Consider the following 24222-nt stretch of genomic DNA (forward strand, 5'->3'; position numbering starts at 1 on the left):
AAGGTTCTTTTGAAATTGGGTTTTAATTTACTTGAAAATTATGATGCAATGAAAACTGTAATTGGGTTTTGCTATAATTGCTATTGAGCGTTTGCTCCATTATCCCCACTTGAACTCGAAGGTTTTCTTTCCAAACATAACCTAAACCACCATAGAGACGGTTTCTGTCAAAATATTCTATGTCTTCCGTTTTTTCACCATTTATGAAAACTTCATTGTAAATGGGAATATAAAACGCCCCTGGACTAAATTTTTTATCTGATAATGGAATGTTGATAAATAATGCATATCGTAAACGCGTTTGGAAATCTAGATTATCCACAAATCGCTGCTCATATCTGAAGCGGTGATTTAAGGCAGCTATTGACACATTTTGCTTTAATAAAGCTTCCTGATAAATCCTGCTTTCATAAAATGTATTATTGGGTTCTCCAACAGATTCTGATGTAATATGCCCATAGCCTAAAGTGAAAGTGGCAGAGCCGTCTTTCAAATGATATCGCATACCTGTTCTTAATAATAATTGCTCCAAATCACCAATAATATTGTGATTCCGGTATTGAGATTCAGCATGAATTCCAAATTGGCTATTTTCAAATTCTACTCCACCAAAATACATATACCAAGCACCTAAATCCGGATCATCTTGAGCTAAGGAAGGTGTAAAAGAAAATAAAAAAGCTAAGGCAATTACTGTTCTGAAAATCATGTTGAAGAATTTGAAAAATTTAAAAATCAATGCAAAACTACAGGTGGGATTCCATTATGCAAAGCTTTTTCAACGAACGGTTTTCACATTGGTTTTAACACTGTACAATGATTTGGATGCTGTAATAAATAATTGGTCAAAGTTTTCACCTCCAAAACAAATGTTGGCTGTCCAATCTTCAGGAATGTCCAGATGTTGTAGAAAATCACCTTTTCTATTATAAATATCCACTCCATTTCCTGTCAAATATAAATTTCCTTCAGAGTCTAAAGTCATTCCATCGGATCCTTGTTCAACGAATAGCATTTTATCCTTCAGCACTCCCTTTTCATTAATTTTATAGCGATAGGTTTTATTATCTCCAATATCTGCCACAAACAGCAAGTTCTCTTCCGAATTACCAACTACTCCATTGGCTTGAACTAGAGTTGAATCCAACAAAATGGGCTTTCCATTTTTCAATAAATAAACAGATTGATGCCCAACTGTATCGTGCACATTTTCCCAATAAGGTCTTTGGTAAATAGGGTCTGTAAAATATAAATTTCCATTCTTGTGAACCCAAACATCATTAGGTCCATTGAAAACTACATCTCCTGAAGGATTTAAAATTATCTCTTTGCTACCATCCAATGAAAATTTCCACAATTGATTTTGACCATCAGCGCATGCCCATAGATTTTGATTATGATCAATATATAATCCATTTGATCTGCCAGAGCTATCTGTAAATACACTTAACTCTCCATAAATAGAATACTTATAAATACGATTATTGGGTTGATCAGTGAAATAGACATTTCCTAAACTATCGGCTGTTGGACCTTCTGTAAAATCAAAATCACCAGCAATTTTTACTACTTCAGTATTTTCTGAAACGGGCATTTTTGGCTGTTGATCACAACCTGAAAATAAAAATGCACTAAAAATTAGCACATGAAATCTTATTAAATCAATCATTTTATAACATTTTGCGTAGATTAAACTTTCTATTACTAAGCTTAATTTATGCAAAATATGAAATTCTCTTTCAATCATCTATTGGCAATACTAATTGTTTTTATTACAGCCTGTAATTCAAATCCTAAACAAGAGGAAGAAAAAACAACTGATAAAGAAGTAGAGGAAAAAGTTACTGAAAAAGAAGAGCAACAAAACAATATCATTTTCTTTGGAAACAGCCTAACCGCTGGATATGGAGTTGAAGCGGAAGAAGCTTTTCCTGGTTTAATTCAGAAAAGATTAGATTCTTTGGGCTATGACTATAATGTAATCAACGCAGGTGTAAGTGGAGAAACCACCGCCAGCGGTTTGTCCCGAGTGGAATGGGTAGTAAAACGCCAGCCGGTAGAAATATTTGTATTAGAATTAGGCGGAAATGATGGTTTAAGAGGTATTGAACCACAGGAAACCAATAAAAACTTAAGAGCCATAATTGATAAAGTGAGAGAAATCCATCCTGATGTTAAAATTCTGCTTGCTGGAATGATGGTTCCACCCAACATGGGTCAATCTTATGCCTCTGAATTTCAAGAGTTATATCCAAAAATAGCAAAAGAGAAAAATGTAAACCGCATTCCTTTTTTATTGAAGGATGTGGGCGGTGAAGCGGAGTTAAACCTACCAGATGGAATCCATCCAACACCAGAAGGTCATAAAATCGTAGCAGAAACTGTTTGGAATCATTTGCAGGAAATACTTGAAAAGTAAATCAGAAACTAAACACTTCATCATCTCCCCTTTGGGGATTAAGGGGCTACACTTATAACAGCACTATATCCTTCACTACCTCTTTGCCTAGCTCTTGTCTAAATAAATGAATGATTCTTTCTTTGCTCATGAGTAATTCTTGCTTCAAAGCACTAGATTCTACTGTAACAAAAAGCTTACTATCTTTCATGAAAACCCCTTTGGTTCTGCTGGCGATAGCCTTCCCCATTAATTTTGGCCACAAATTCACTACTTGTGTTTGGTCAACCTTTCTGTTTAGATGATAAGCATCAAACATTTCATTGATTACCTGTCCAAGCGGAGTAGCTTCGGATTTTCTGACGCTGGCGGGATGTGGATTTTTCTTTTTATACATTTTCTTGTGGTGTTAGATCCAGTTCAAAAAATTTCTTTTCTGTATCAATATCTTTTAAATATTCCTTACTTCTTTCGGGTCTGGCATCGGTCAGAAATATTTGACCAAATCTGCCGTCTGCCATCATCTTTAATAAATAAGCAATTCTTTTATCATCCAATTTATCAAAAATATCATCCAACAAAAGAAGTGGCTTTTGATTTTTAGATGATTTTAGAAGTTCAAATTGCGCTAATTTTAGGGCAATAACAAATGATTTCTGTTGTCCTTGAGATCCGAATTTCTTTACTGGCTTTCCTTCTGAAAGAAACACATAATCATCTTTATGTATTCCCATTGTAGTCCTTCCTTGTCGGAAATCTTTCTGATGCTGTGCTTTAAACTCAGTCTCAAATGAATTTACTACTCGGGTATTATAATTTATGGTTACCTCCTCCTGATTATCCGACAAATCTTTATAAAACTCCTCAAAAATCGGTAGGAAATTTTCCATTAAGGCCTTTCTTTCTTCAGCAATTTTAATGGCCAATGGAAACATCAATTCATCATAAGGAGCCAATTGATCAGCGGAAAATCTATTTTTCTCCAAAAATGATTTCAGCAATGCATTTCTTTGTTTTAAGAGATGATTATAATTCACCAATAATTTCAAATATTCCTGATCGAGCTGGCAGAGTAAATTGTCAAAAAACTTCCTTCGCATTTCACTAGCCTCTCTTACGATGTCAGTATCCTGCGGAATAATCATTACCAAAGGCAATTTTCCGATATGCTCGCTTAATTTTTCATATTCTTTACCTCCCCATCTCACCATCTTTTTTTCGCCCAAACGCACCGCGCAAAGCATTTCGGTGGTTTTATCCTCCACTTCAAAATTGGCTTTGATGGAGAAAAAGCTTTCTTCATGCAGAATGTTATCTTTATCCACCGAATTGAAAGCACTCTTGGTGAAAGCCAGATAATAAATGGCATCCAGTAGATTAGTTTTACCAATTCCATTTCGCCCTAAAAAGCAATTAATTCCATCCACAAAGGAGAAATTTGCTTGCGGATAGTTTTTGAATTGAGCTAATCGGATATTTTGGAGCTTCATTTTTCGCACTTGTGGGTTTTTTCGTTATTTTCGCATCCCGTAACAAGAGAAACAAAGTTAAGTTATTCTTTTGTGACGAAAGAAATTCACGGAAAAAAGTAAAAACAATATGGCTACAAAGAAATCTAAAACTGCCAATAAAAAGAGTTTCGATAAAGAAACCTATATGGAATGGTTCAGATCCATGTCTTTAATGAGAAGATTTGAGGAGAAAGCCGGTCAATTATATGGTCAGCAAAATATCAGTGGTTTTTGTCACCTTTACATTGGACAGGAGGCTTGCGTAGCCGGTGCTGTTAGTGCATTGAAAAAAGGCGATAAATACATTACTGCTTATAGAGACCATGCGCATCCAATCGGTTTAGGAACTGATCCTAAAGCTGTAATGGCTGAATTGTTTGGTAAAGAGACTGGTGTTTCCAAAGGAAAAGGAGGCTCCATGCATATGTTCGATAAAGAAAATCATTTCTTTGGAGGCCATGGGATTGTGGGTGGACAAATTCCATTAGGTGCTGGAATTGCTTTTTCTGAGCAATATAAAGGAACTGATAATATCTGTATCACTTATATGGGTGATGGAGCAGTTCGTCAAGGTGCTTTCCACGAAGCTTTAAATATGGCCATGAGTATGAAACTGCCTGTTATTTTTGCCATTGAAAATAATGGTTATGCGATGGGGACTTCCGTAAAAAGAACTTCTAACGTAACAGAATTGCACACTTTAGGTGAAGCATACGATATGCCTTCCAAAGGTGTGGATGCCATGAATGTAGAAAATGTTCACAATGCAGTGGCAGAAGCAGCTGAAAGAGCAAGAAAAGGTGATGGTCCAACTTTATTGGAGTTCAGAACTTACCGATATAAAGGACACTCAATGTCTGACCCAGCTAAATACAGAACAAAAGAAGAATTAGAGGAATACAAAGGCAAGGATCCTATTGAGCAGGCCAAGGAAGCTATTTTGAAAAATAAATATGCGACCGAGGATGAGTTGAAAGAAATTGATAATGAAGCAAAAGAGCAAGTGAAAGAATGTGTGAAATTTGCTGAGGAATCTGATTTCCCTCATGTAGATGAAGTTTACAGAGATGTTTACGCACAGGAGGATTACCCTTTTATCGTGGATTAAAACTTTCTGCTTTATACCGGTCTGTGTGCCACCGATCGGTATATAAGTTAGATAAACCAGCAAGATCTATAGCTTTAATAGTTTAAATCCCAAAGCTTTAAACTATTAAATGATTGAATTGGGTATTAATAAATAAATTTTTATAGCTTTGCGGTCTTAAAATAGTGGCAATGGCAAAAACAAAATCAAAAGAGAAACAAGGATCTGAGTTTTATGAAAACCCTGAGGTATTAGCTCAGCAACTTTCTAAAACAGAAGAATTCATTGAAAACAATAAAAAAATAGTATTTGGATTAGGGGGAGTAATCGCCTTAATTATTGTAGCCTTTTTCGGTTACCGATACTATATGAATAATCTCAACCAAGAGGCTCAAAAGGAAATGTTCCAAGCAGTTTATTGGTATGAAAATGGAGAGTATGACTTAGCCTTGAATGGTGATGGAAATAACTTCGGATTCTTAGCTATTGTTGAAGACTATGGTGCTACTGATGCCGGAAACTTAGCAAGCTTCTATTTAGGAAATATTTATCTTAAACAAGGTCAATTCGAAACCGCAATTGATTATTTAGAAGATTTTAGCAGCGATGATTTGTTGGTGCAAGCAAGAGCTTATGCCTTAATCGGTGATGCTTATATGGAATTAGGAAACTATTCAACAGCAGCAGATCAATATGGAAAAGCAGCTGACTATAAAAGCAATAAAGAATTCAGCCCTGTTTATTTGATGAAACAAGGATTGGCTTATGAAAAAGCAAATGACTTAGAAGCCGCTATAGGAAGCTACCGAAAGGTGGTTGAGGATTTCAGTGATTCCAAACAGAAGACGGAAGCTCAAAAATACCTATCCCGACTAGAAGCTCAAAAATAATTAACAAGAAAAAATTAATTAAGGAAAAAGGGATAGGTTTTTAAAGCCTGTCCCTTTTTTTATTGAAAAACACTAAAGAATATGGCATCAAATCTTAAAAACCTTAGCGATCATTCAGGAAAAAACATGAAAGGATTGCAAGACAATAAATTTGCAATCCTAGTCTCAGAATGGAATGAAGAAGTAACCGAATCTTTATACAATGGCGCTTACGAAACCTTAATTGAAAACGGAATTCCAAAAGAAAATATCCAAAAGCATTATGTACCAGGAAGTTTTGAATTAAGCTTAGGAGCTCAATGGATGGCAGAAAGAAAAGAAATTGATGCCGTTATTTGCTTAGGCTGTGTAATTCAAGGAGAAACAAAACATTTTGATTTTATCTGTGACGCAGTAGCTCACGGCATTACCAACGTCAGCCTAAAATATAACAAGCCTGTTATTTTCGGTGTTCTTACTCCCAATACACAACAGCAAGCTTTGGACAGAGCCGGAGGAAAGCATGGAAACAAAGGAGACGAAGCTGCATTTACTGCATTAAAAATGTTAGGATTAGCAAAAGGATTATGATTGTATTAAAATTTGGTGGTACTTCCGTAGGCACGGCCCAAGGAATGAATCAGATTCGTGAAATCATCACGAAAGACCATAATAAAAAATTAGTAGTTCTTTCCGCACTAAGCGGAGTAACCAACACTTTGGTTGAAATTGGTGAAAGACTACGCAAGAAAGAACATGAGCAAGCTGTTAAAGTCATCAAGAAGCTTCAAAAGCGTTATGATGAGTTTTTAGAAGAACTCTTTGAAACAGAATCTTTCAAAAATAGGGCATCTGATATCATTGCTGAAAGCATGAATTTTATCAAATCATGCTTAGAAAAACCTTTTACTAATTCGATTGACAAAGAATTATTGGCTCAAGGCGAATTAATGTCCACCAATATTTTTAATCTACATTTGCAAGAGCATGAATTAAACAGTGCTTTGATCAATGCCTTAGATTTCGTGAGAACGGATGCTTTTTCAGAACCTGATGAAGCATTCATCAATAAAGAATTGTCGGATATTTTAGTGAAGCAACCTGCAGACACTACTTTGATTATCACTCAGGGTTATATTTGCCGAAATGCGGATGGTAATATCGATAATTTAAAAAGAGGAGGTAGTGATTATACCGCTTCTTTGGTGGGAGCAGCTTTAAATGCAGATGAAATCCAGATTTGGACGGATATTGATGGCATGCACAATAATGACCCGAGAGTGGTGGATAAAACCTTTAGCATTCCGCAGTTGTCATTTGAGGAAGCCGCTGAGTTAGCTTATTTTGGGGCAAAAATATTGCATCCTTCTTGTATAAGACCAGCTCAGAAAAAAACCATTCCGGTTCGTCTGAAAAACACCATGAAGCCGGAAGCGCCTGGTACTTTGATTCATACCAAAGAAGGCAGTGGCGAAGGCATCAAAGCCATAGCTGCTAAGGATGGGATAGTCGCTATCAAAATAAAATCCTTGCGGATGTTGATGGCTTATGGCTTTTTAAGAAGAGTGTTTGAAATTTTCGAAAAGTACAAAACACCAATAGATGTGATTACTACTTCTGAGGTAGCCATATCCGTAACCATCGATAATATTTATTACCTGGATAGCATTTTAAGTGAATTACGCCCTTTCGGTGAAGTGGAAGTAGACCAAGAGCAAAGTATTATTTGTTTGGTAGGGAATATGGTGGCTGAAAGACCAGGTTTGGTCAGCAAAATTTTTGCCTCACTTCAGGATACGCCAGTACGTATGATTTCTTATGGAGGTAGCCGTCATAATATATCTATAGTGGTTGATACTCAGTACAAATCTGAGGCATTGAAACGGTTGAATGATGGAGTTTTTTAGGAGTTTTAAATAATAGCTTTTAGGTTTTTAGCAATAATGCAAATGCCTAAAACTTATTTACTCAATAAACGCCTCTTTAAAAGCCTTTAATGACTTTTTATCTCCCAATAAAATAATGACATCACCTTCATCACATACCACATCAGAATTAGGATTAAATACAAAGCCTTTTTCTTTGTCTTTAAAGGCTAAAACAGTAGCTCCTGTTTTATTTTTCACATCCATTTCACCTAAAGAGAGGTTTTTGAATTTATCTTTAAGCAGGTTGTGATTTATTTCCTCCAATGAATATTCCGAATTTTGATCACCATTGAGTATTTCTAAAAATTGCACTACACTTGGTCTAGTAACTAATGAGGCCATATAGGAACCTCCTACTCTATCGGGCATTACTACATGGTTTGCGCCAGCTCTTTTTAATTTCTTTTCCGTATTTCTCTCTGTTGCCTTGGCAATGATTTGAATTTGTGGGTTGAGCTCTTTTGCTGTTAAAGTGATAAATACATTATCTGCATCGCTTGGAAGTGTGGTGATAATAGTACTCGCTCTTTCAACTCCTGCTTCCACCAAGACAGATTCAAGAACTGCATCTCCATGCAATAATTGATAGCCTTTTTCATTATTGTAATTATTGATGACATCAGCATCTTTTTCTATAAAGAGAATATCCTTTTTAGAAACATCTAATCCATTTCCAGCAATTTCTCCGTTTTTCCCAAAACCACAGATAATGATATGATCAGTTAATTTTTTCAATGCTTTTTTGTCTGTATAGGTTTTATAAATTTCCTTAAATCTCCCTTCAAATAAGAATGATGAAATTACGGAAGCTGTATAAGCAAATAAACCTAAATTTACGATAATATAAAATATTGTAAATAGCTTTCCGTCATCACTTAAGGGTTGAACTTCCTTGAATCCAACGGTAGAAAATGTAATAACGGACATATAAACTCCATCCCGAAAATCATAGCCTTCAATTAACATAAAGCCCAAACTGCCAAGTATTATGCTGGCTAAAATCATCAAGAAAGCATAAATAAGTTTCAATAAAGCTGACTGCATGCTTAAATTTAGCTAAAAAGAAATAATTTACTCTGTTACCTCCACACCTTTCCAGAATGCTACATAATTTTCAAACTTTTTAGCCATCTCCTTAGTGTCGGGATAATACCAAGCGGCATCTTTATTTTCTTTGCCATCCACTTTTAAGCTGTAATAAGAAGCAGTTCCCTTCCAAGGACAAATAGTATGATAATCAGTTTTTTCAAAATATTCATCTTTGATTGACTCAGGTGGGAAATAGTGATTGCCTTCTATTACGATGGTGTCATCACTTTCTGCTACTACATGATTGTTCCAAATTGCTTTCATATTTAAGAAGTTTATCGTTTATTAACTGCTTTAAACCTGTCAGGTTTTAAATTATTAAAATCATATATTTAATTATGAATATTGCCGCTAGAATCTCACGAAACCTGATAGGTTTTTAAGAACCTTTACTAAGCAATTTTTCAAGCTTCACTTTATAAATAACCCCTTTCCCAAAACAGCAAATCCCAGAATTAAAGACTACCAAGGCAAAAGTTCCATAGTAAATCCAGTTCCAACCTTCAGGGTTTTGCAAGCGGTAAAAACCAGCATCAATTGCTAAGCTTAAACCCGCTCCAATTAAAATTAAACCTAAAATTGTGAAAAATAACCATTTTTGCTTTATCGACTGCATGACATAAGTAACATTTGTTCCAACAAAATTTAACTATCTTCGTGTTTTAGTTTTGTAAGACGAACAGGCGTTATTAAAAGTTTATGAGATATTTAGTTTACAGCCTACTTTTGGTGGGTTTATTTTTGCAAAACACTTTTGCCCAAGTAATTAAACCCATCAGTTGGGAAAGCTCCATTTTAGAAGAAAACTTAGAAGTAGGTGATACGGCTACTCTTTCTTTCCGAGCAGAAATAGATGAAAATTGGTATTTGTATTCATCAGATTTTGATCCGGATTTAGGACCAATGCTTACTGAATTTGATTTTGAAGAGGATGATTCATATCAGTTGGTTGATAGCATAATTCCAATAAATCCCTCAAAAGGCTATGACGAAATTTGGGAAGGAGACTATACATATTTCAAAGGAAAAGGAGAGTTTCAACAAAAGGTAATCATTAAGGAGATACCGTTTAAAATTGAGACTAGCAATAGCTATCAAGTCTGTTCTGATGTAGATGGAAAATGTATTCCGTTCAGTGATGATTTCTCATTTGGAGAAAAAACTAAATCTGCTACTAGCTCATCAGAGTCAGATCAGAAAGAAAAAGAGGAAGCATCAACCGATAAATCCGAAAAAGAAGGTAAAAAAAAACTAATTGATCTTAAGCAAAAGGATTCAAACTCTCCTTATTCTCTATTAGCCTTCATGCTAGTGGCTTTTTTAGCCGGGTTAGCCGCATTACTAACGCCTTGCGTTTTTCCAATGATTCCTATGACGGTTACTTTTTTCACTGGGAAAGCAAAAAACAGAGCTGGAGCCATTCGTCAAGCAGTAATTTATGGGTTGTCTATTATTATAATTTATGTGGTTGCAGGAACTATTATAGCTGTAATCAACGGTCCTGAATTTGCCAATTGGCTGAGTACTCATTGGATTCCGAATGTATTCTTCTTTTTAGTATTCTTCATTTTTGCCTTATCATTTCTCGGGCTTTTTGAAATCAATTTGCCTTCAAGTTTTGTGAATAGAGTGGATGCCAAAGCTGATAAAGGAGGTTTAGGAGGCGTTTTCTTTATGGCTTTTACTTTGGTTTTGGTTTCATTCAGTTGTACTGGTCCAATTGTAGGTAGTATTTTAGTAGAATCTGCTGGTGGAATGGTGATCAAACCACTTTTGGGCATGTTTGCTTTCAGTTTAGCTTTTGCAATACCTTTTACCCTATTTGCTATTTTCCCAGAATGGTTAAATAGTTTACCGAAATCAGGCGGATGGTTAAATTCTGTAAAAGTGGTTTTAGGGTTTTTAGAATTGGCTTTAGGTTTGAAATTTTTAAGCATAGCCGACCAAGTTTATCATTGGGGAATATTAGACAGAGATATCTATTTAGTGTTATGGATTGTCATTTTTGCAATGCTTGGGCTTTATTTATTGGGTAAACTGAGGTTACCAGGCGACAGCCCAATCGAAAAATTGTCTGTAGGAAGGTTGATGTTGAGCTTAGTGACTTTCAGTTTTGTATTATATATGATTCCAGGCCTATTCGGTGCTCCATTAAAAGCACTTTCTGGTTATCTTCCACCTATGAGTTCTCATGATTTTGACCTCCCAACTCTTATTCGTGAAAATAGCGGAGGCTCAGGAGCCATTAGTTCTGAAGATCAATTATGTGAAGAACCAAAATATGGGGATATGCTACATTTTCCACATGGAATAAAGGGCTATTTCGATTATGAACAAGCTTTGGATTGTGCAAAAGAGCAAGGAAAACCTATTTTTGTTGATTTCACTGGCCATGGTTGTGTAAACTGCCGTGAAATGGAAGCCAGAGTATGGTCAGATCCAAAAGTGCTGAGCAGATTAAAGAATGATTATGTGATGTTGGCATTATATGTAGATGAAAAAACAGAATTACCTGAGAATGATTGGTACACCAGCGAGTATGATGGAAAAGTGAAAAAATCAATAGGCAAACAAAATGCTGATTTTCAGATTACACGTTTCAATAATAATGCGCAACCGTATTATGTCCTGTTGGATACTAATGGCGAATTATTGATTGAGCCAATCGCTTATGAAAGAAGTATTAGCAAATTTGTGGATTTTCTAGATGAAGGAAAAGAAAAGTTCGAAGCTAAAAACAAGCCTTAATTAAAGAACTATCGTACCTTTGCGGGGTTATAATCATTTCAAAAGATATAGTAATTAAGAATGGCAAAAAGAAGAAAAAGCGAACCGCTTAATGAGGAAGAGAAAAAGCCACTCAACAAAGAAAATTTTAAAAAGCTTACGGGAGTTTTTCAATTTATAAAGCCCTACAAAGGCTACTTTATAGCTGGGCTATTTTTCTTACTAATTTCCAGTACAACACTTTTAGCCTTGCCTTATGTAATGGGTAAAATTGTGGATGTTGCTCAAGGGAGGACTTCTGGAGTTTTTACTGGAATAAACAGAGTAGCTTTAATCTTAATCGGTATTTTGGCTGTCCAGAGTTTCTTTTCATTTTTTAGAGTTTATTTATTTGCTCAAGTAAGTGAAAGAGCAATGGCAGATGTACGTGCTAAGCTTTATACTAAATTGATGAGTTTACCCATGACCTTTTATGACAAGAGCAGAGTGGGTGAATTGGTCAGCAGAATAACATCTGATGTGTCCTTGCTACAAGATACTTTCTCTATCACTCTCGCAGAGTTTATTCGTCAGGTTTCCACTTTAATAATTGGGGCAGGTATTATATTTTACTTTACTCCAAAACTTGCTGCTTTCATGATTGCCACTTTTCCTGTGCTAGTAATAGCAGCCATGGTGTTTGGTAAATTTATTCGAAAACTATCAAAAAAGACGCAATCTGAGCTGGCTTCAGCTAACATTATTGTAGAGGAAACTTTGCAATCAATTAACATAGTTAAAGCTTTTACTAGTGAATTACTAGAGGTAATGCGTTACAGAAAATCATTGGATAAAGTTGTAAAAGTAGCCTTGAAATCCGCCACTTTTAGAGGGGCATTCATATCCTTCATCATATTTGCCATGTTTGGTGGCATAGTGGCAGTATTATGGTACGGAGCTACTTTAGTACAAGAAGGCACTATGACGGTTGGTGATTTATTAAGCTTTGTGCTATATACCACTTTCATCGGAGCGTCAATTGCAGGTTTAGGAGATTTGTATGGTCAAATTCAGAAGGCCATCGGAGCCTCAGAAAGAGTGATGGAAATATTGCAAGAGGAGGAAGAGTTTAAAATAGAAGAGAAAGAGAAAATACATTTACAAGGAGCAATCCAGTTTGAAGATGTTAAATTTTCTTATCCTACTCGTAAAGATGTACAGGTATTAAAAGGCTTGAATTTAACTGTAGGCGCTGGAGAGAAAGTAGCTCTGGTAGGACACAGTGGAGCTGGAAAATCAACTATTATTCAATTGTTGATGCGCTTTTATCCTTTAGCTTCTGGTCAAATTAAGGTAGATGATCAGAATATTGAATCTTTGTCCATTACTGGCTACAGACAAAATATAGGGATCGTGCCGCAAGAAATCATATTATTTGGGGGTTCTATCCGTGAAAACATCGCCTATGGAAAACCTAATGCATCGGATGAAGAAATTATAGCTGCTGCAGAAAAAGCTAATGCTTGGCTGTTTATAAAGGATTTTCCAGAAGGATTGGATACTTTAGTGGGGGAAAGAGGCGTTAAATTATCTGGAGGCCAAAGACAAAGAATAGCCATTGCTCGAGCTATTTTGAAGGATCCTAAAATTTTAATTTTGGATGAAGCCACTTCCTCACTAGATGCAGAATCCGAGAACTTAGTTCAACAAGCCTTAGATGAGCTCATGAAAGACCGAACCACTATAATTATTGCACATCGATTGGCTACTATCCGTAAAGTAGATAAAATTTTTGTGTTAAAAGAAGGGCAAATTTCTGAGCAAGGCTCACACCAAGAACTTCTAGAATCAGAAAATGGAACATACAGTAACTTGGTGAAACTCCAATTACAAGACTAATTTAATTATGAAGTTTAAATACTATTTTTTAAAAGCTGTTTTCTGGCTGTTGAGTAAAATTCCGTTTTGGTTTTATCACGGACTTTCTACTTTGATTGGATTTTTATTTATAAAAACTAAAATCTATCGATACAAAGTGGTGATGGACAATTTGAGGAAATCTTTCCCTGACAAATCAGAAAAGGAAATCCAGAAAATTGCCAATAAATTCTATTACCATTTTGTGGATTTATTGATTGAAAGCATTAAAGCGTTTAGCTTTTCAAAAAAGACTATTAAAAAGCGATATAAAATCAATACCAGTCCTGAAGTTCAAAAACTATTGGACGAAAAACGGGATCTTGCTATAATTCTTCCGCATTATGGCAATTGGGAATGGTCGGCACAAGGTTTTAATTTTATGACGGAACGAAATCAACCTTTTGGTTTAGCAATTTATAGACCTCTAAAAAACAAGTTGATGGATACGCTTATGAAAGAAAATAGGACTCGCTTTGCCGGAAGCAAGATGATAGCAAAAAGTGATGCTTTTAAGGAAATTACAAGACATAAGGATGAACATATCATTGTTGGCTTTGCTGCAGATCAATCTCCTGGCAATTCATATAATGCCTATTGGATGGAATTTCTTGGAAGAGAAACAGGTGTGTTTTTTGGGGTAGAAAAATTTAGCAAGCAATTTAACCTAGCGCCTGTATACGCACATGTTAAAAAAGTAGCCCGTTCGCGATATGAAATTGATTTTGAATTAATTAATGAAGAGCCAAATGAAACGCCATATGGCTACATCACTGAAAAACATATGAAATTATTAGAGGCTGATATCCACAAAAAACCTCATTTATGGCTCTGGACACATAAAAGATGGAAACATAGCAAACCCCTTGATTATGAGCAAAAAAGACCTCAAAAGCAATAAGAAGACCTTAATATAAAAAATGAAATGAGCATTTTTCAGTAAATAAAATGCTAAATTAACCTTAAACATAAAATTAAAATGAGCGAATCAAACAACGAAGATAAATTAGAATTAAATAAAATAAGGAAGGCTTTTAAAGATAGAGATTGGAATGAAATCAAGAGCTCGGATTCTTGGGCAATTTTCAAAATCATGTCTGAGTTTGTAGATGGTTTTGAAAAATTATCGAAAATTGGACCTTGCGTTTCTGTTTTTGGATCGGCTAGAACTAAGCCCGATCATAAATATTATAAAATTGCAGAAGAAGTAGCTGCTAAACTAGTGCGCCACGGATATGGAGTAATTACTGGTGGTGGTCCTGGAATAATGGAAGCTGGTAATAAAGGAGCGAAAAGTGAGAATGGAAAATCAGTAGGATTAAACATAGTGCTTCCTTTTGAGCAATTCAACAATATTTATATTGACCCTGACAAATTAATCACTTTTGATTACTTCTTTGTGAGAAAAGTAATGTTCGTGAAATATGCTCAAGGCTTTGTAGTGATGCCGGGTGGTTTCGGCACTATGGACGAACTTTTCGAGGCATTAACGCTTATTCAAACCCATAAAATTGGGCGTTTCCCAATCGTTTTAGTAGGCAAGAAGTTCTGGTCTGGATTAATTGATTGGATTAAAGACACACTTATTGAAGCTGAAAATAATGTGAGTGCAGAAGACATGGATTTATTCACGGTTGTGGATACTCCTACCGAAGCAGTTAAAGTAATAGATAATTTCTATTCCCAATTTATGCTTTCTCCAAACTTCTAAAGCTAATAGTAGTTAACATTTTATATGACAGACGGCAAATTTGCATTATACATTTCAATAGCATCATTAGTTACATTTTTAATTGTGGCCATTTATGGGAACCAAAATCGGGTGGAAACACATAAACCGGTATTGGAACCCAGTGCTCCAATAAGCTTCACAAATGCCAAAACTATTCCTATACCTGAGCGAATTGATTTAGCAGGAGAAAAAGTGCCACTTGAAATAGCAGATGTAAAAGAGCGTTTGGATAAGGAATTACATATTAATTCTTATTGGCATAATAATACTATATTTTTATTTAAAAGAGCTAGTCGTTGGTTTCCAGTCATTGAACCTATTTTAGAAAAAAATGGAATTCCAAATGATTTTAAATATCTAGCATTGATCGAAAGTGGTCTAGAAAATGTAGACAGTTATGCTGGTGCGGCAGGTTTCTGGCAAATCTTGAAAAGTACCGGCAGAGAATATGGCTTAGAAATCAATAGAGATGTGGATGAACGATATCATCCGGTATTATCTACAGAAGCAGCCTGTAAATATTTAAATAGGTCTTATGATAAATTTGGAAATTGGACTTTAGTGGCGGCATCTTATAACAGAGGTATGAGAGGAATGCAAAATGCATTAGATCATCAACAAGTAGATAACTATTATGATTTAAAGCTGAATGATGAGACCTCTAGATATGTCTTTAGAATATTAGCTATAAAGCAAATTTTTGAAAGCCCTGAAGATTATGGATTAAATATTGATCAAGAACATTTATATAAACCCTATACTTATCGTTATGATACTGTTCGCAATTCAACTGATTGGGTGGAATATGCTAAAGAGCAAAAAACCACCTATAAAACCCTAAGAATTTATAATCCTTGGATTCAAGATGAGGATATCAGAGTTGGGAGAAATGAATACTATGTAATGAGTTTACCTGATAGGGATTAAAAAATTACACCTATTTCAAGAGCCACAAAATCATTTCTTAAACTAAAATTATCTTCATAAATATTTTCTTTAATCACATCTAGTAAGCCTCTTTGGTAAACGAGCCCTCCAAATATTTTGGTGTTTATTCCTATGCCATATTCTAAACCTACCGCTAATAATGAGTTCAAATCAATAAACCTAAAACTTTTAACAATGTTCTCTGGCTCTCCTTCACTATTCGTCATAAAATCAATCGTTCCTCCGAACTGGAAATAAATTTTCTTGTCCAATCCTATTTCTTCTGTAAAAAGCTTTAATGTAATCGGAACTTGTAAGTACTGAGGGCTATAATCTTCAATCTTTCTTTGAGTTGTTGCGGATGAATCAGCAGAAAAAGCAGATCTTTTTGAGGTGAATATTATTCCTGTACTGAAATAATGATTTTCTTTAAACTCAATATCAAATACTGGCCCTAACTGAAAACGTAAACCCACGCCCTCCGTATTGAAATCAACATTATCTACTTCTGAGTCTATTCTATTGAAAGAAATATTGGGTGCGGCTTTAAATCCAAATCTAACTTGTGCCTCAGTTATGTAAACTGAAAACAATAATATGACAGAAAAGAGTAATTTTTTCATTTATTTTGGGTTTTAGAATAAGTACAAATATAATCAACGACTTATGCAAAGTAATAGATGTAAGATATTATCTTTTTTTATCTTCTTGTTTGTTTTTTCCGCATGCTCTGATCAAGAGAAATATTGCGAAGAAGCTCCTAATGTTAATAATATTAAAATAAATATCCCACTAAATGACTTAACAGATGATATGGTGGGCTTAAGAAGTCAAGAAGAAGCAATTCAATTCATTCAAGAGCATCCTTTCGTAGCAGATTATTTTTTTGAAAGAAGAAGATATGGAGCAGATTCAATTGTTGCTAAGAACATGATCAACATTTTTTCTAACCCTGCTTATAAAGACACACTTTATCAACAAGTAAGAAACACATTTGGAGACTTTACCAACTTACAAGCTGATTTTGAAAGTGCTTTTAAATATTATAAGCATTATTACCCTGATGTAACTACACCAGAATTAGAAATTGTTTTAGCTGGTCTACAGAAAGATCTTTTTGTATCGGATAGCATGGTTAGCATAGCAGCAGATTATTTTTTGGGGCCTGATGCTGCTTATGTACCTAATGGAGTTCCTGACTATATTTTGATGCGTTATGAAAAGGAATATATAGTTCCGATGACTATGCTTTTGCTTACCCAAAAGCAAAATAAAACAGATCAAAGCGATCAAAGCCTACTAGCCGATATGATCTTTTACGGGAAATCTTATTACATGACCAAGATGACAATTCCATGTACACCAGACTCCTTAATAATAGGATATACCGCTAAAGAAATGGAAGACATCAATAAGAATGAACATATCATTTGGGCAAACTTTTTGGAAAATGACTTACTCTATGAAACTAGTCATTTCATGAAGAATAAATTCATAGGAGAAAGACCTAAAACATTTGAAATAAGTCAACAATGCCCTGGTAGAATAGGAATATGGGTAGGTTGGCAGATCGTAAAATCTTATATGGAAAATAACCCAGAAGTAAGCCTTCAAGAGCTAATGGAAAATACAAAAGCCCAACAAATCTTCAGTCAGTCAAAATATAAGCCAAAAGGTTAAGTTTTAATCTTAGGAAGTAAGTAAATAATCGAAAAATACAATTTCTGTATTCCTTTTGTAGAATTAATTAGCTAATTTATAAGCAATTACAAAAAGCTAAATTCTATATTATGAATCCTGCAGAAAAAGGTTGGCTTAAAGAATATATAAAATTTAGGGGTCCACACCCTATAGATTTAGATCAATATCATATTAAGGATCAGGATAGTCTACTTTACAAGATTGTTCAGCCCACAGGATTAATTTATGGCCACCCTATTCATGCTCCAGGCATAAGGCATCCAAAAGAGCAAAGATGGAATAGCTTGGGTAAAATGAAGATTGTGCTGTTAGAAAGTTTTTTACACAGTGCCAGTTTGAAACAAAACAATTTACCTGAAACTGAAAATGATTGGCAGGATTTCTATTTGGAAACCAGCCAATCAATTGGTCAGTTTTATTCTGTTTTAGACCCTCAAATAACGAAAAAAAAGCTATTCATATTTAGTAAGCCAAAGATTGAAGACTCTCGTTTCACAGAGCAAATTCTGCATAGAAGGTTGTTTCTAAAATCACGATGGGACAATTTCTGGGCTAGTCTTTTTCAAAATAGTCTTCTTTTTCTGGATACCTATTATTTTGGTGAATGGCGTGCTGGCAAATTTCATAATATGAAATGGCATAAAGACTCGATGAAAATGCTGTTATTAAAAGTAATTGCTTCGGCTGCTCATGCCAATCAAATTATTGAAAGAGAAGAGCGCAATATGTTTTTCACTTTCCTTAGCTCTTCAAATCTATCTAAATCACAAAGTAAAATAGCTAAAGAAGCTTTTCGAGATGGGATCACTTTAGAACAAATAGATCTAAGACAAGCTGACACCTGGCTTTTGAAAAAGTACGTTTTAGAGCTTGCAATTTTGATGATCTGGGCCGACAAAGTTGTAAGCGTGGAAGAACGAGCCTTTTTAAATCAATTAGCAACGCGTTTAGGTTTTTCTGAAGAAGAACTTGATATAAGTTTAATTGCAATTGAGTCTTTTGTAATAGAAAATTGGAAAGAAGTTTATTTTCTTCAAAGTAAGCATTCTTTTAAGGTAATTAGTGAAACCATCATTCAACGGATAACTTTTGTATTAAAAAAACATAAAGAAAGCATAAGCCAAGAAATCAAAGAAAGTAAGGAGTTGTGGTATTTGTTTGAAAAATCTAAAACACAGCCTTTAAATGAGGAGGAAAAAGAAATAATGAGAGTTCAATTGATAGATATTCTTAAGTCAATTCCAGCTTTTGTAATAATAGCTTTACCCGGATCATTTTTAACACTACCTCTATTGTTAAAAGTCTTGCCAAAAAGTGTATTTCCGTCTGGATTTCAATATTAAACCAGGTCTTTTAGGCTTTTATTACGTTGTGGAATTAATAACGAAAGTAAAATAGAAAGCAGTAAAGTAGAGAATATCACGCTAAATGAAACAAGAGTGTTGATGTGAATATGAACAAACTCAAGTAACATTTTTGCACCTATAAAAATCAAAATAAATGACAATCCTTTTTGCAATAAGTAAAATTTATCAATAATTCCTGCAAGGATAAAGAATTTTGCTCTTAAGCCTAAGATTGCAAATATATTGGAAGTATAAAGTATAAATTCGTTTTGAGTAATTGCGAAAACTGCCGGGATTGAATCAACTGCGAATATCAAATCAGTAGATTCAACTAAAAGAATCACTAAAAACAGGGGAGTAAATAAAATCATTTTCCCTCTTTTGATTACAAATTTTCCACTGAAATTACCTTTTGTTATGTTAAGATATTTTCTGGCAAATTTGATAATAACATTTTTCTCTGGGTCTAGGTCATCTTCCTCTTTCTGGAAAAATATTTTAACTCCGCTATAAACCAGAAAAGCACCAAATATATACAATATCCAATGGAATTCGGCAACAAGAAAAGCGCCTAAGAAAATGAAAATTGCCCTAAAAACAATTGCTCCTAATACCCCCCAGAATAGTATCTTATGATAGTAGGTTTCCTCAACTTTGAAATACCTTAAGATTAATAATATTACAAAAATATTATCTACTGATAGAGCATATTCAGCTACATAAGCAGAAAAGAATTCTAACATTAAAACAGTGCCGCCATAAAATTCATATATCAAGTATCCGAAGGCAACTGAAATTACTATCCAAAAAATTGATTGGTATGTAGCGGACTTTAAGGATACTTTTTTTGCATCCTTGTTAAAGAATCCTAAATCAAAAATGAGGAATATTATGATAACTGCCCCAAAAATAGTGTAGAGAACATGTTCTGTGTCATCAAAAAAACTTAAAATACTATCCATATATTATTTAATCCCCATTCTAGTGGAAAGATAATTTATTTGTAACTTTTTATTAAATATTATAAAGAAAATTATGAAAATTTTATCAAAATCAATTATTAGGTTACGATAAGAAGGATATATACAGAAGTTGTTAATGTAAGGTTTTTGTAAGAGTTGAAGTCTTTATGGCTTAATTTTTAGATCAATTAATAAATCGCAGAGATAGGTCGGGTATTTTAAAAGACAAAGGGCAAGTTAATTTTTTAACTTGCCCTACATATTTTTATATAGATTTCACTATTTAACTGTAACAATGCTCTGATCAGACAAATTATAATGTTCCATCACTGCATTATAGTCTTTATAATCAACTGAACTTTCTGTTCTTCCATTTTGAAATTGACCAGGAACTACCACTACTCTGGCAATCCAGTTATCAGTGAAATTGGCACCTAATAAGTTTAGGTCAAAATCAGAATCTAAAAACAGTGCCACATCAAACATTGTAAAATCATAATTATAGATCAACGTCCCATGATCAGTAAATTCCGTTTGAGGTAAAGCTCTCCACACATCTAAATCATCTTGTTCTAAATAATCATAAAGAAAGTATACTAGCACCTTGTCGGACTCCAGCATGTTAAAGGTTTCAGGAATTTCTAAAATGACACTGTACTCATTAGTGGCTGAAAATGTTATATCTACATATTCAAACACATAGGCTTCTTGGCCATCCATTCCATCTTGACCATCTTGACCTGCTGGGCCTTGCGGACCTCTTGGACCCGGTGCACCATCTTGACCATTGAAGGTGCAACTACCTAGTAAAACTATACTTATCGCGAAAATAAAATTGAAAAGATTTTTCATGGCTATTAATTTTTGATTACTCAAAAGTAACCAAAAAATATGCCAAAGCTGATAATCCTTGAGATAAGAACTCTAAATAAGTTCTATTAAGAGTCTCAAAATTTATTTGCTAAGAAATGACTTAATTAGCATTCCTATAAAAAGTAGAATAAAAATCGAGCCCTTAATGAGGTTATCATTAATGCGAGAGTTTTTCAATAATTTAAATACATTAAATATCATGAAACAAATATAACTTGCTGACTACAAAAGTGCTAAAACAGCTTTTTTACTAAGCGTAATATTTAAATCATAATCTCTTTTTACCTTAAATTTGATAGGTTTTATACTAAAATACTACAGCGAATTTTTTTAAAAAAACTGATATTAAAATAGTGCAAACAAGCAAAATACACTCTAAAACTATATGTTAACAACAAATTCAGGGTGAAGAGTATAGTTTTAATACATAAGTAAAATAGAAATAGAATTCCTTAAATCAAATTCTTGCTTGATAGGTATAAAGGTCAAAATACCTTCCTTTTTTATCAATCAACTCATCATGCTTCCCTCTTTCGCTTATTTCACCATCTTCGATCACTAAGATTTGGTCAGCTTGTCTGATGGTGCTTAATCTATGTGCAATCACAAAAGTGGTTTTTCCTTTCATTAATTCTTTCAAACTTGATTGAATGTAATGCTCACTTTCGGTATCCAAATTGGAAGTAGCTTCATCTAAAATTAGTATTTTGGGGTCTGCTAAGATGGCTCTTGCTATGGCTATTCTTTGTTGTTGACCACCTGAAAGCTTCACGCCTCTTTCACCAATTTGTGTATCCAAACCATCTTCAAATTTATCTGTAAATTGATTGACATAAGCAGATTTTACAGCATTTAATAACTCCGTTTCTGTTGCATCTGGTCGTGGAAATAGAATGTTTTCACGAATTGTACCTTCAAACAGAAAATCTTCTTGTAAAACCACGCCCAATTTGCTTCTATAACTTTCTAAGGTGATTTCTTGCAAATCATGGCCATCTACCATGATTTTTCCGTCATCAGGATTTAAAAAGGATGAAACTAAGCCCGATATAGTGCTTTTACCAGAACCTGAAGTCCCTACAAAAGCTGTTACAGAACCAGGGATTGCCTCAAAACTGATGTTTTTAACTACATCTTTGTTTTCTTCATAAGCAAAAGAAACATTTTCAAATTGAATATGTCCTTTAACATCTTTTAACTCAATTGTCCTGTTTGGATTATCTGTTTCCACAGGTGTATTCATAATTTCCTCTGTTCTGTCTAATCCAGCAAATGCTTCTGTCAATTGGCTTCCGATATTGCTCATTTGAATAATTGGTGCAATCATAAAACCAAGATAAAGTGTGAAAGCAAGAAAATCACCGAAAGTAAGTTCCTCATTCATGATCATCCAACCTCCAATCCCCATTATTCCTGCTGATGCCAAACCTAAAAGTAAGGTGGCGGAGCTCGTGATTAAACTGGTAGCGGTTAAACTTGATTTTATGTTTTTGAACAACCTATCTACTCCTTCTGCAAAAACTCTAATTTCTTGGAGTTCGGCATTAAAGCCTTTAATAACTCTTATTCCTCCAAGAGTTTCAGTTAGCCTACCAGTAACTTCTGCATTAATTTTCCCTCTTTCTCTGAAAATAGGTCTAATTCTGCCAAAAGCTTTTAAAGAGATGACTCCAAAAATAGCTACAGGAACTAATACATAAAGTGTCATCATAGGGCTAATGGTAATCAGAATAATTAAACAAACAACGGAAGTCAATATTCCACCTACCATTTGAGCCAAGCCTGTCCCCACTAAGTTCCGAACTCCTTCCACATCCGTCATAATTCTAGAAACCAACTCTCCTGTTTTGGCATTATCAAAATAACGGATAGGGAGTTTTAGGATATGAGACTGAACTTTCGAACGTAGTTGAGCAATTAGGTTTTGGGCTTCAACACTTAATATTTGAGTTAAAGCAAATGATGTGACTGCTTGAATTACAATTGCTCCTACCACTGCAAATATCAAATATTTCAACATTTCCAGATCCCCATTCGGCACAATTTCATCTACCAGAATCTTGCTGGAACCAGGCAAAACTAAAGAAGCTGCCCTACTAATAATAATAAGAATTAAGCCAATTAGAATATATTTTCTTCTTGGCCATATAATAGTCTTAAATGCCGATGCTAAAGTAGTTTTTGAGGATTGATCTTGTTGTGCCATAAAATATTAGGAAAGCCTTTGTTTACGGTCAACCCTTTTAAAAGTTCTTATGATTAATAATTATTTTGATTGTTTAATTAATCTCATCAAATATTCACCATAACCACTTTTCACCAAAGGCTCTGCCAATTTCTCTAACTGAGATTTATTAATAAAGCCCATCCTGAAAGCTACCTCTTCGATACAGCCTATTTTTAAGCCTTGTCTTTCTTCTATTACACGTACAAATTCAGAAGCTTGCATTAAGGAAGAAAAAGTTCCGGTATCTAACCAAGCAGTTCCTCTGTTCAGTAAGCTTACTTTTAATTTTCCTTCTTCCAGATATTTTTTATTCACATCCGTGATTTCCAATTCTCCTCTATGGCTTGGCTTAATGTTTTTGGCTATATCGATCACTCGATTATCATAAAAATAAATCCCCGGAACTGCAAAAGATGATTTCGGATTTTCCGGCTTTTCTTCTATTGATATTGCCTTGCCTTCATCGTTAAATTCTACCACACCGTATCGTTCTGGATCATGCACGTGGTAGGCATACACTATTCCTCCCTCTGGCTGGCTGTTAGATTGCAATAATGTGGACATGCCCGAACCATAAAAGATATTATCCCCTAATATCAAGGCTACATCATCGTCTCCAACGAAATCCTCTCCTATGATAAATGCCTGAGCCAAGCCTTCAGGTTTTTCCTGAACAGCATACTCGAAATTACAACCAAGTTGAGAACCATCCCCTAATAATTGCTTGAAAAGTCCGGTGTGTTCCGGAGTTGAGATAATCAATATATCCTTTATTCCGGCCAGCATCAGGGTTGAAAGTGGATAATAAATCATGGGCTTATCGTAAACCGGCATGAGTTGCTTGCTTAAAGCAATGGTTAAGGGATGTAATCTAGTGCCTGATCCTCCTGCTAATATTATTCCTTTCATATTTATAATTTTTAGAGTCTAGAATCTAAATCCTAGACTG

24 protein-coding genes are annotated in these 24222 nt (G+C 34.5%); 12 read left to right on the forward strand and 12 right to left on the reverse strand.

What is annotated here, in order from left to right:
* Window positions 1-22: 22 nt before the first annotated feature.
* On the reverse strand, window positions 23-709 hold the full coding sequence (locus tag QYS49_RS03955; RefSeq protein ID WP_308350342.1) for a DUF2490 domain-containing protein: 687 nt from the start codon (window positions 707-709) through the stop codon (window positions 23-25).
* Window positions 710-778: 69 nt separating this feature from the next.
* Complete coding sequence (locus tag QYS49_RS03960) at window positions 779-1669, reverse strand: SMP-30/gluconolactonase/LRE family protein (protein WP_308350344.1); 891 nt, start codon at window positions 1667-1669, stop codon at window positions 779-781.
* Between the two features lie 57 nt (window positions 1670-1726).
* On the opposite strand from QYS49_RS03960, the gene QYS49_RS03965 reads away from it, so the two are divergent.
* Window positions 1727-2419 (forward strand): arylesterase, encoded by a 693-nt coding sequence (locus QYS49_RS03965; protein ID WP_308350346.1) that lies wholly within the window; start codon window positions 1727-1729, stop codon window positions 2417-2419.
* A gap of 52 nt (window positions 2420-2471) precedes the next feature.
* Here QYS49_RS03965 and QYS49_RS03970 read toward each other — a convergent pair whose 3' ends face one another.
* Together QYS49_RS03970 and recF are read right to left on the reverse strand one after the other, a co-directional pair.
* Entirely contained in the window at window positions 2472-2795 is a 324-nt protein-coding gene (locus QYS49_RS03970; protein ID WP_308350348.1) for a DciA family protein, read from the reverse strand.
* Window positions 2788-3888, reverse strand: a complete 1101-nt coding sequence (gene recF, locus QYS49_RS03975; RefSeq protein ID WP_308350350.1) for a DNA replication/repair protein RecF — start codon at window positions 3886-3888, stop codon at window positions 2788-2790. Before recF ends, QYS49_RS03970 begins: the two co-directional genes overlap by 8 nt.
* 109 nt (window positions 3889-3997) lie before the next feature.
* Between recF and pdhA the strand changes: the two genes are divergently transcribed.
* The 4 genes from pdhA (at window position 3998) to QYS49_RS03995 (ending at window position 7772) form a co-directional block, all read left to right on the forward strand.
* The gene (pdhA, locus tag QYS49_RS03980) at window positions 3998-5017 is read left to right on the forward strand and encodes a pyruvate dehydrogenase (acetyl-transferring) E1 component subunit alpha (RefSeq protein WP_308350351.1); all 1020 of its coding nucleotides are present in this window, start codon (window positions 3998-4000) and stop codon (window positions 5015-5017) included.
* 170 nt (window positions 5018-5187) lie between these two features.
* Complete coding sequence (locus QYS49_RS03985; RefSeq protein ID WP_308350352.1) at window positions 5188-5886, forward strand: tetratricopeptide repeat protein; 699 nt, start codon at window positions 5188-5190, stop codon at window positions 5884-5886.
* A gap of 81 nt (window positions 5887-5967) precedes the next feature.
* Entirely contained in the window at window positions 5968-6456 is a 489-nt protein-coding gene (gene ribH, locus QYS49_RS03990) for a 6,7-dimethyl-8-ribityllumazine synthase (RefSeq protein WP_308350354.1), read from the forward strand.
* Window positions 6453-7772, forward strand: coding sequence for an aspartate kinase (locus QYS49_RS03995; RefSeq protein WP_308350355.1), 1320 nt, complete (start codon window positions 6453-6455; stop codon window positions 7770-7772). Before ribH ends, QYS49_RS03995 begins: the two co-directional genes overlap by 4 nt.
* Window positions 7773-7829: 57 nt before the next feature.
* Here QYS49_RS03995 and QYS49_RS04000 read toward each other — a convergent pair whose 3' ends face one another.
* The 3 genes from QYS49_RS04000 to QYS49_RS04010 form a co-directional block, all read right to left on the reverse strand.
* Window positions 7830-8837 (reverse strand): potassium channel family protein, encoded by a 1008-nt coding sequence (locus QYS49_RS04000; RefSeq protein WP_308350357.1) that lies wholly within the window; start codon window positions 8835-8837, stop codon window positions 7830-7832.
* A gap of 27 nt (window positions 8838-8864) precedes the next feature.
* Window positions 8865-9146: a DUF427 domain-containing protein gene (locus QYS49_RS04005; protein ID WP_308350359.1), complete on the reverse strand. Its 282-nt coding sequence runs from the start codon at window positions 9144-9146 to the stop codon at window positions 8865-8867.
* Between the two features lie 115 nt (window positions 9147-9261).
* On the reverse strand, window positions 9262-9498 hold the full coding sequence (locus QYS49_RS04010; RefSeq protein ID WP_308350361.1) for a hypothetical protein: 237 nt from the start codon (window positions 9496-9498) through the stop codon (window positions 9262-9264).
* Window positions 9499-9581: 83 nt separating this feature from the next.
* On the opposite strand from QYS49_RS04010, the gene QYS49_RS04015 reads away from it, so the two are divergent.
* From QYS49_RS04015 to QYS49_RS04035, 5 genes are all read left to right on the forward strand, one after another.
* A complete protein-coding gene (locus QYS49_RS04015) occupies window positions 9582-11630 on the forward strand; it encodes a protein-disulfide reductase DsbD family protein (protein WP_308350363.1) in 2049 nt (682 codons plus the stop codon).
* A gap of 60 nt (window positions 11631-11690) precedes the next feature.
* Complete coding sequence (locus QYS49_RS04020; RefSeq protein ID WP_308350364.1) at window positions 11691-13487, forward strand: ABC transporter ATP-binding protein; 1797 nt, start codon at window positions 11691-11693, stop codon at window positions 13485-13487.
* A gap of 7 nt (window positions 13488-13494) precedes the next feature.
* Window positions 13495-14406, forward strand: coding sequence for a lysophospholipid acyltransferase family protein (locus QYS49_RS04025; RefSeq protein ID WP_308350366.1), 912 nt, complete (start codon window positions 13495-13497; stop codon window positions 14404-14406).
* A gap of 78 nt (window positions 14407-14484) precedes the next feature.
* Entirely contained in the window at window positions 14485-15216 is a 732-nt protein-coding gene (locus tag QYS49_RS04030; protein ID WP_308350367.1) for an LOG family protein, read from the forward strand.
* 24 nt (window positions 15217-15240) lie between these two features.
* The gene (locus QYS49_RS04035; RefSeq protein WP_308350368.1) at window positions 15241-16164 is read left to right on the forward strand and encodes a lytic transglycosylase domain-containing protein; all 924 of its coding nucleotides are present in this window, start codon (window positions 15241-15243) and stop codon (window positions 16162-16164) included.
* On the opposite strand, the gene QYS49_RS04040 is transcribed toward QYS49_RS04035, so the two are convergent.
* Window positions 16161-16787: an outer membrane beta-barrel protein gene (locus QYS49_RS04040; RefSeq protein ID WP_308350370.1), complete on the reverse strand. Its 627-nt coding sequence runs from the start codon at window positions 16785-16787 to the stop codon at window positions 16161-16163. The genes QYS49_RS04035 and QYS49_RS04040 overlap by 4 nt on opposite strands.
* Window positions 16788-16830: 43 nt before the next feature.
* Here QYS49_RS04040 and gldB point away from each other — a divergent pair, with 43 nt between their 5' ends.
* The gene (gldB, locus tag QYS49_RS04045; RefSeq protein ID WP_308350372.1) at window positions 16831-17844 is read left to right on the forward strand and encodes a gliding motility lipoprotein GldB; all 1014 of its coding nucleotides are present in this window, start codon (window positions 16831-16833) and stop codon (window positions 17842-17844) included.
* A gap of 110 nt (window positions 17845-17954) precedes the next feature.
* Window positions 17955-19208, forward strand: coding sequence for a hypothetical protein (locus QYS49_RS04050; protein ID WP_308350373.1), 1254 nt, complete (start codon window positions 17955-17957; stop codon window positions 19206-19208).
* Here the strand turns inward: QYS49_RS04050 and QYS49_RS04055 are convergent.
* From QYS49_RS04055 to rfbA, 4 genes are all read right to left on the reverse strand, one after another.
* Window positions 19205-20173, reverse strand: a complete 969-nt coding sequence (locus QYS49_RS04055; protein ID WP_308350374.1) for a TerC/Alx family metal homeostasis membrane protein — start codon at window positions 20171-20173, stop codon at window positions 19205-19207. The genes QYS49_RS04050 and QYS49_RS04055 overlap by 4 nt on opposite strands.
* Window positions 20174-20452: 279 nt before the next feature.
* Window positions 20453-21025 carry a collagen-like triple helix repeat-containing protein gene (locus QYS49_RS04060; RefSeq protein WP_308350375.1) on the reverse strand — a complete coding sequence of 191 codons (573 nt, stop codon included), beginning with the start codon at window positions 21023-21025 and terminating at the stop codon, window positions 20453-20455.
* A gap of 478 nt (window positions 21026-21503) precedes the next feature.
* A complete protein-coding gene (locus QYS49_RS04065) occupies window positions 21504-23252 on the reverse strand; it encodes an ABC transporter ATP-binding protein (protein ID WP_308350377.1) in 1749 nt (582 codons plus the stop codon).
* 60 nt (window positions 23253-23312) lie between these two features.
* On the reverse strand, window positions 23313-24182 hold the full coding sequence (gene rfbA, locus QYS49_RS04070; RefSeq protein WP_308350379.1) for a glucose-1-phosphate thymidylyltransferase RfbA: 870 nt from the start codon (window positions 24180-24182) through the stop codon (window positions 23313-23315).
* Window positions 24183-24222: the final 40 nt, after the last annotated feature.

Source organism: Marivirga salinae, assembly GCF_030503855.1.
GTDB classification, from domain to species: domain Bacteria; phylum Bacteroidota; class Bacteroidia; order Cytophagales; family Cyclobacteriaceae; genus Marivirga; species Marivirga salinarum.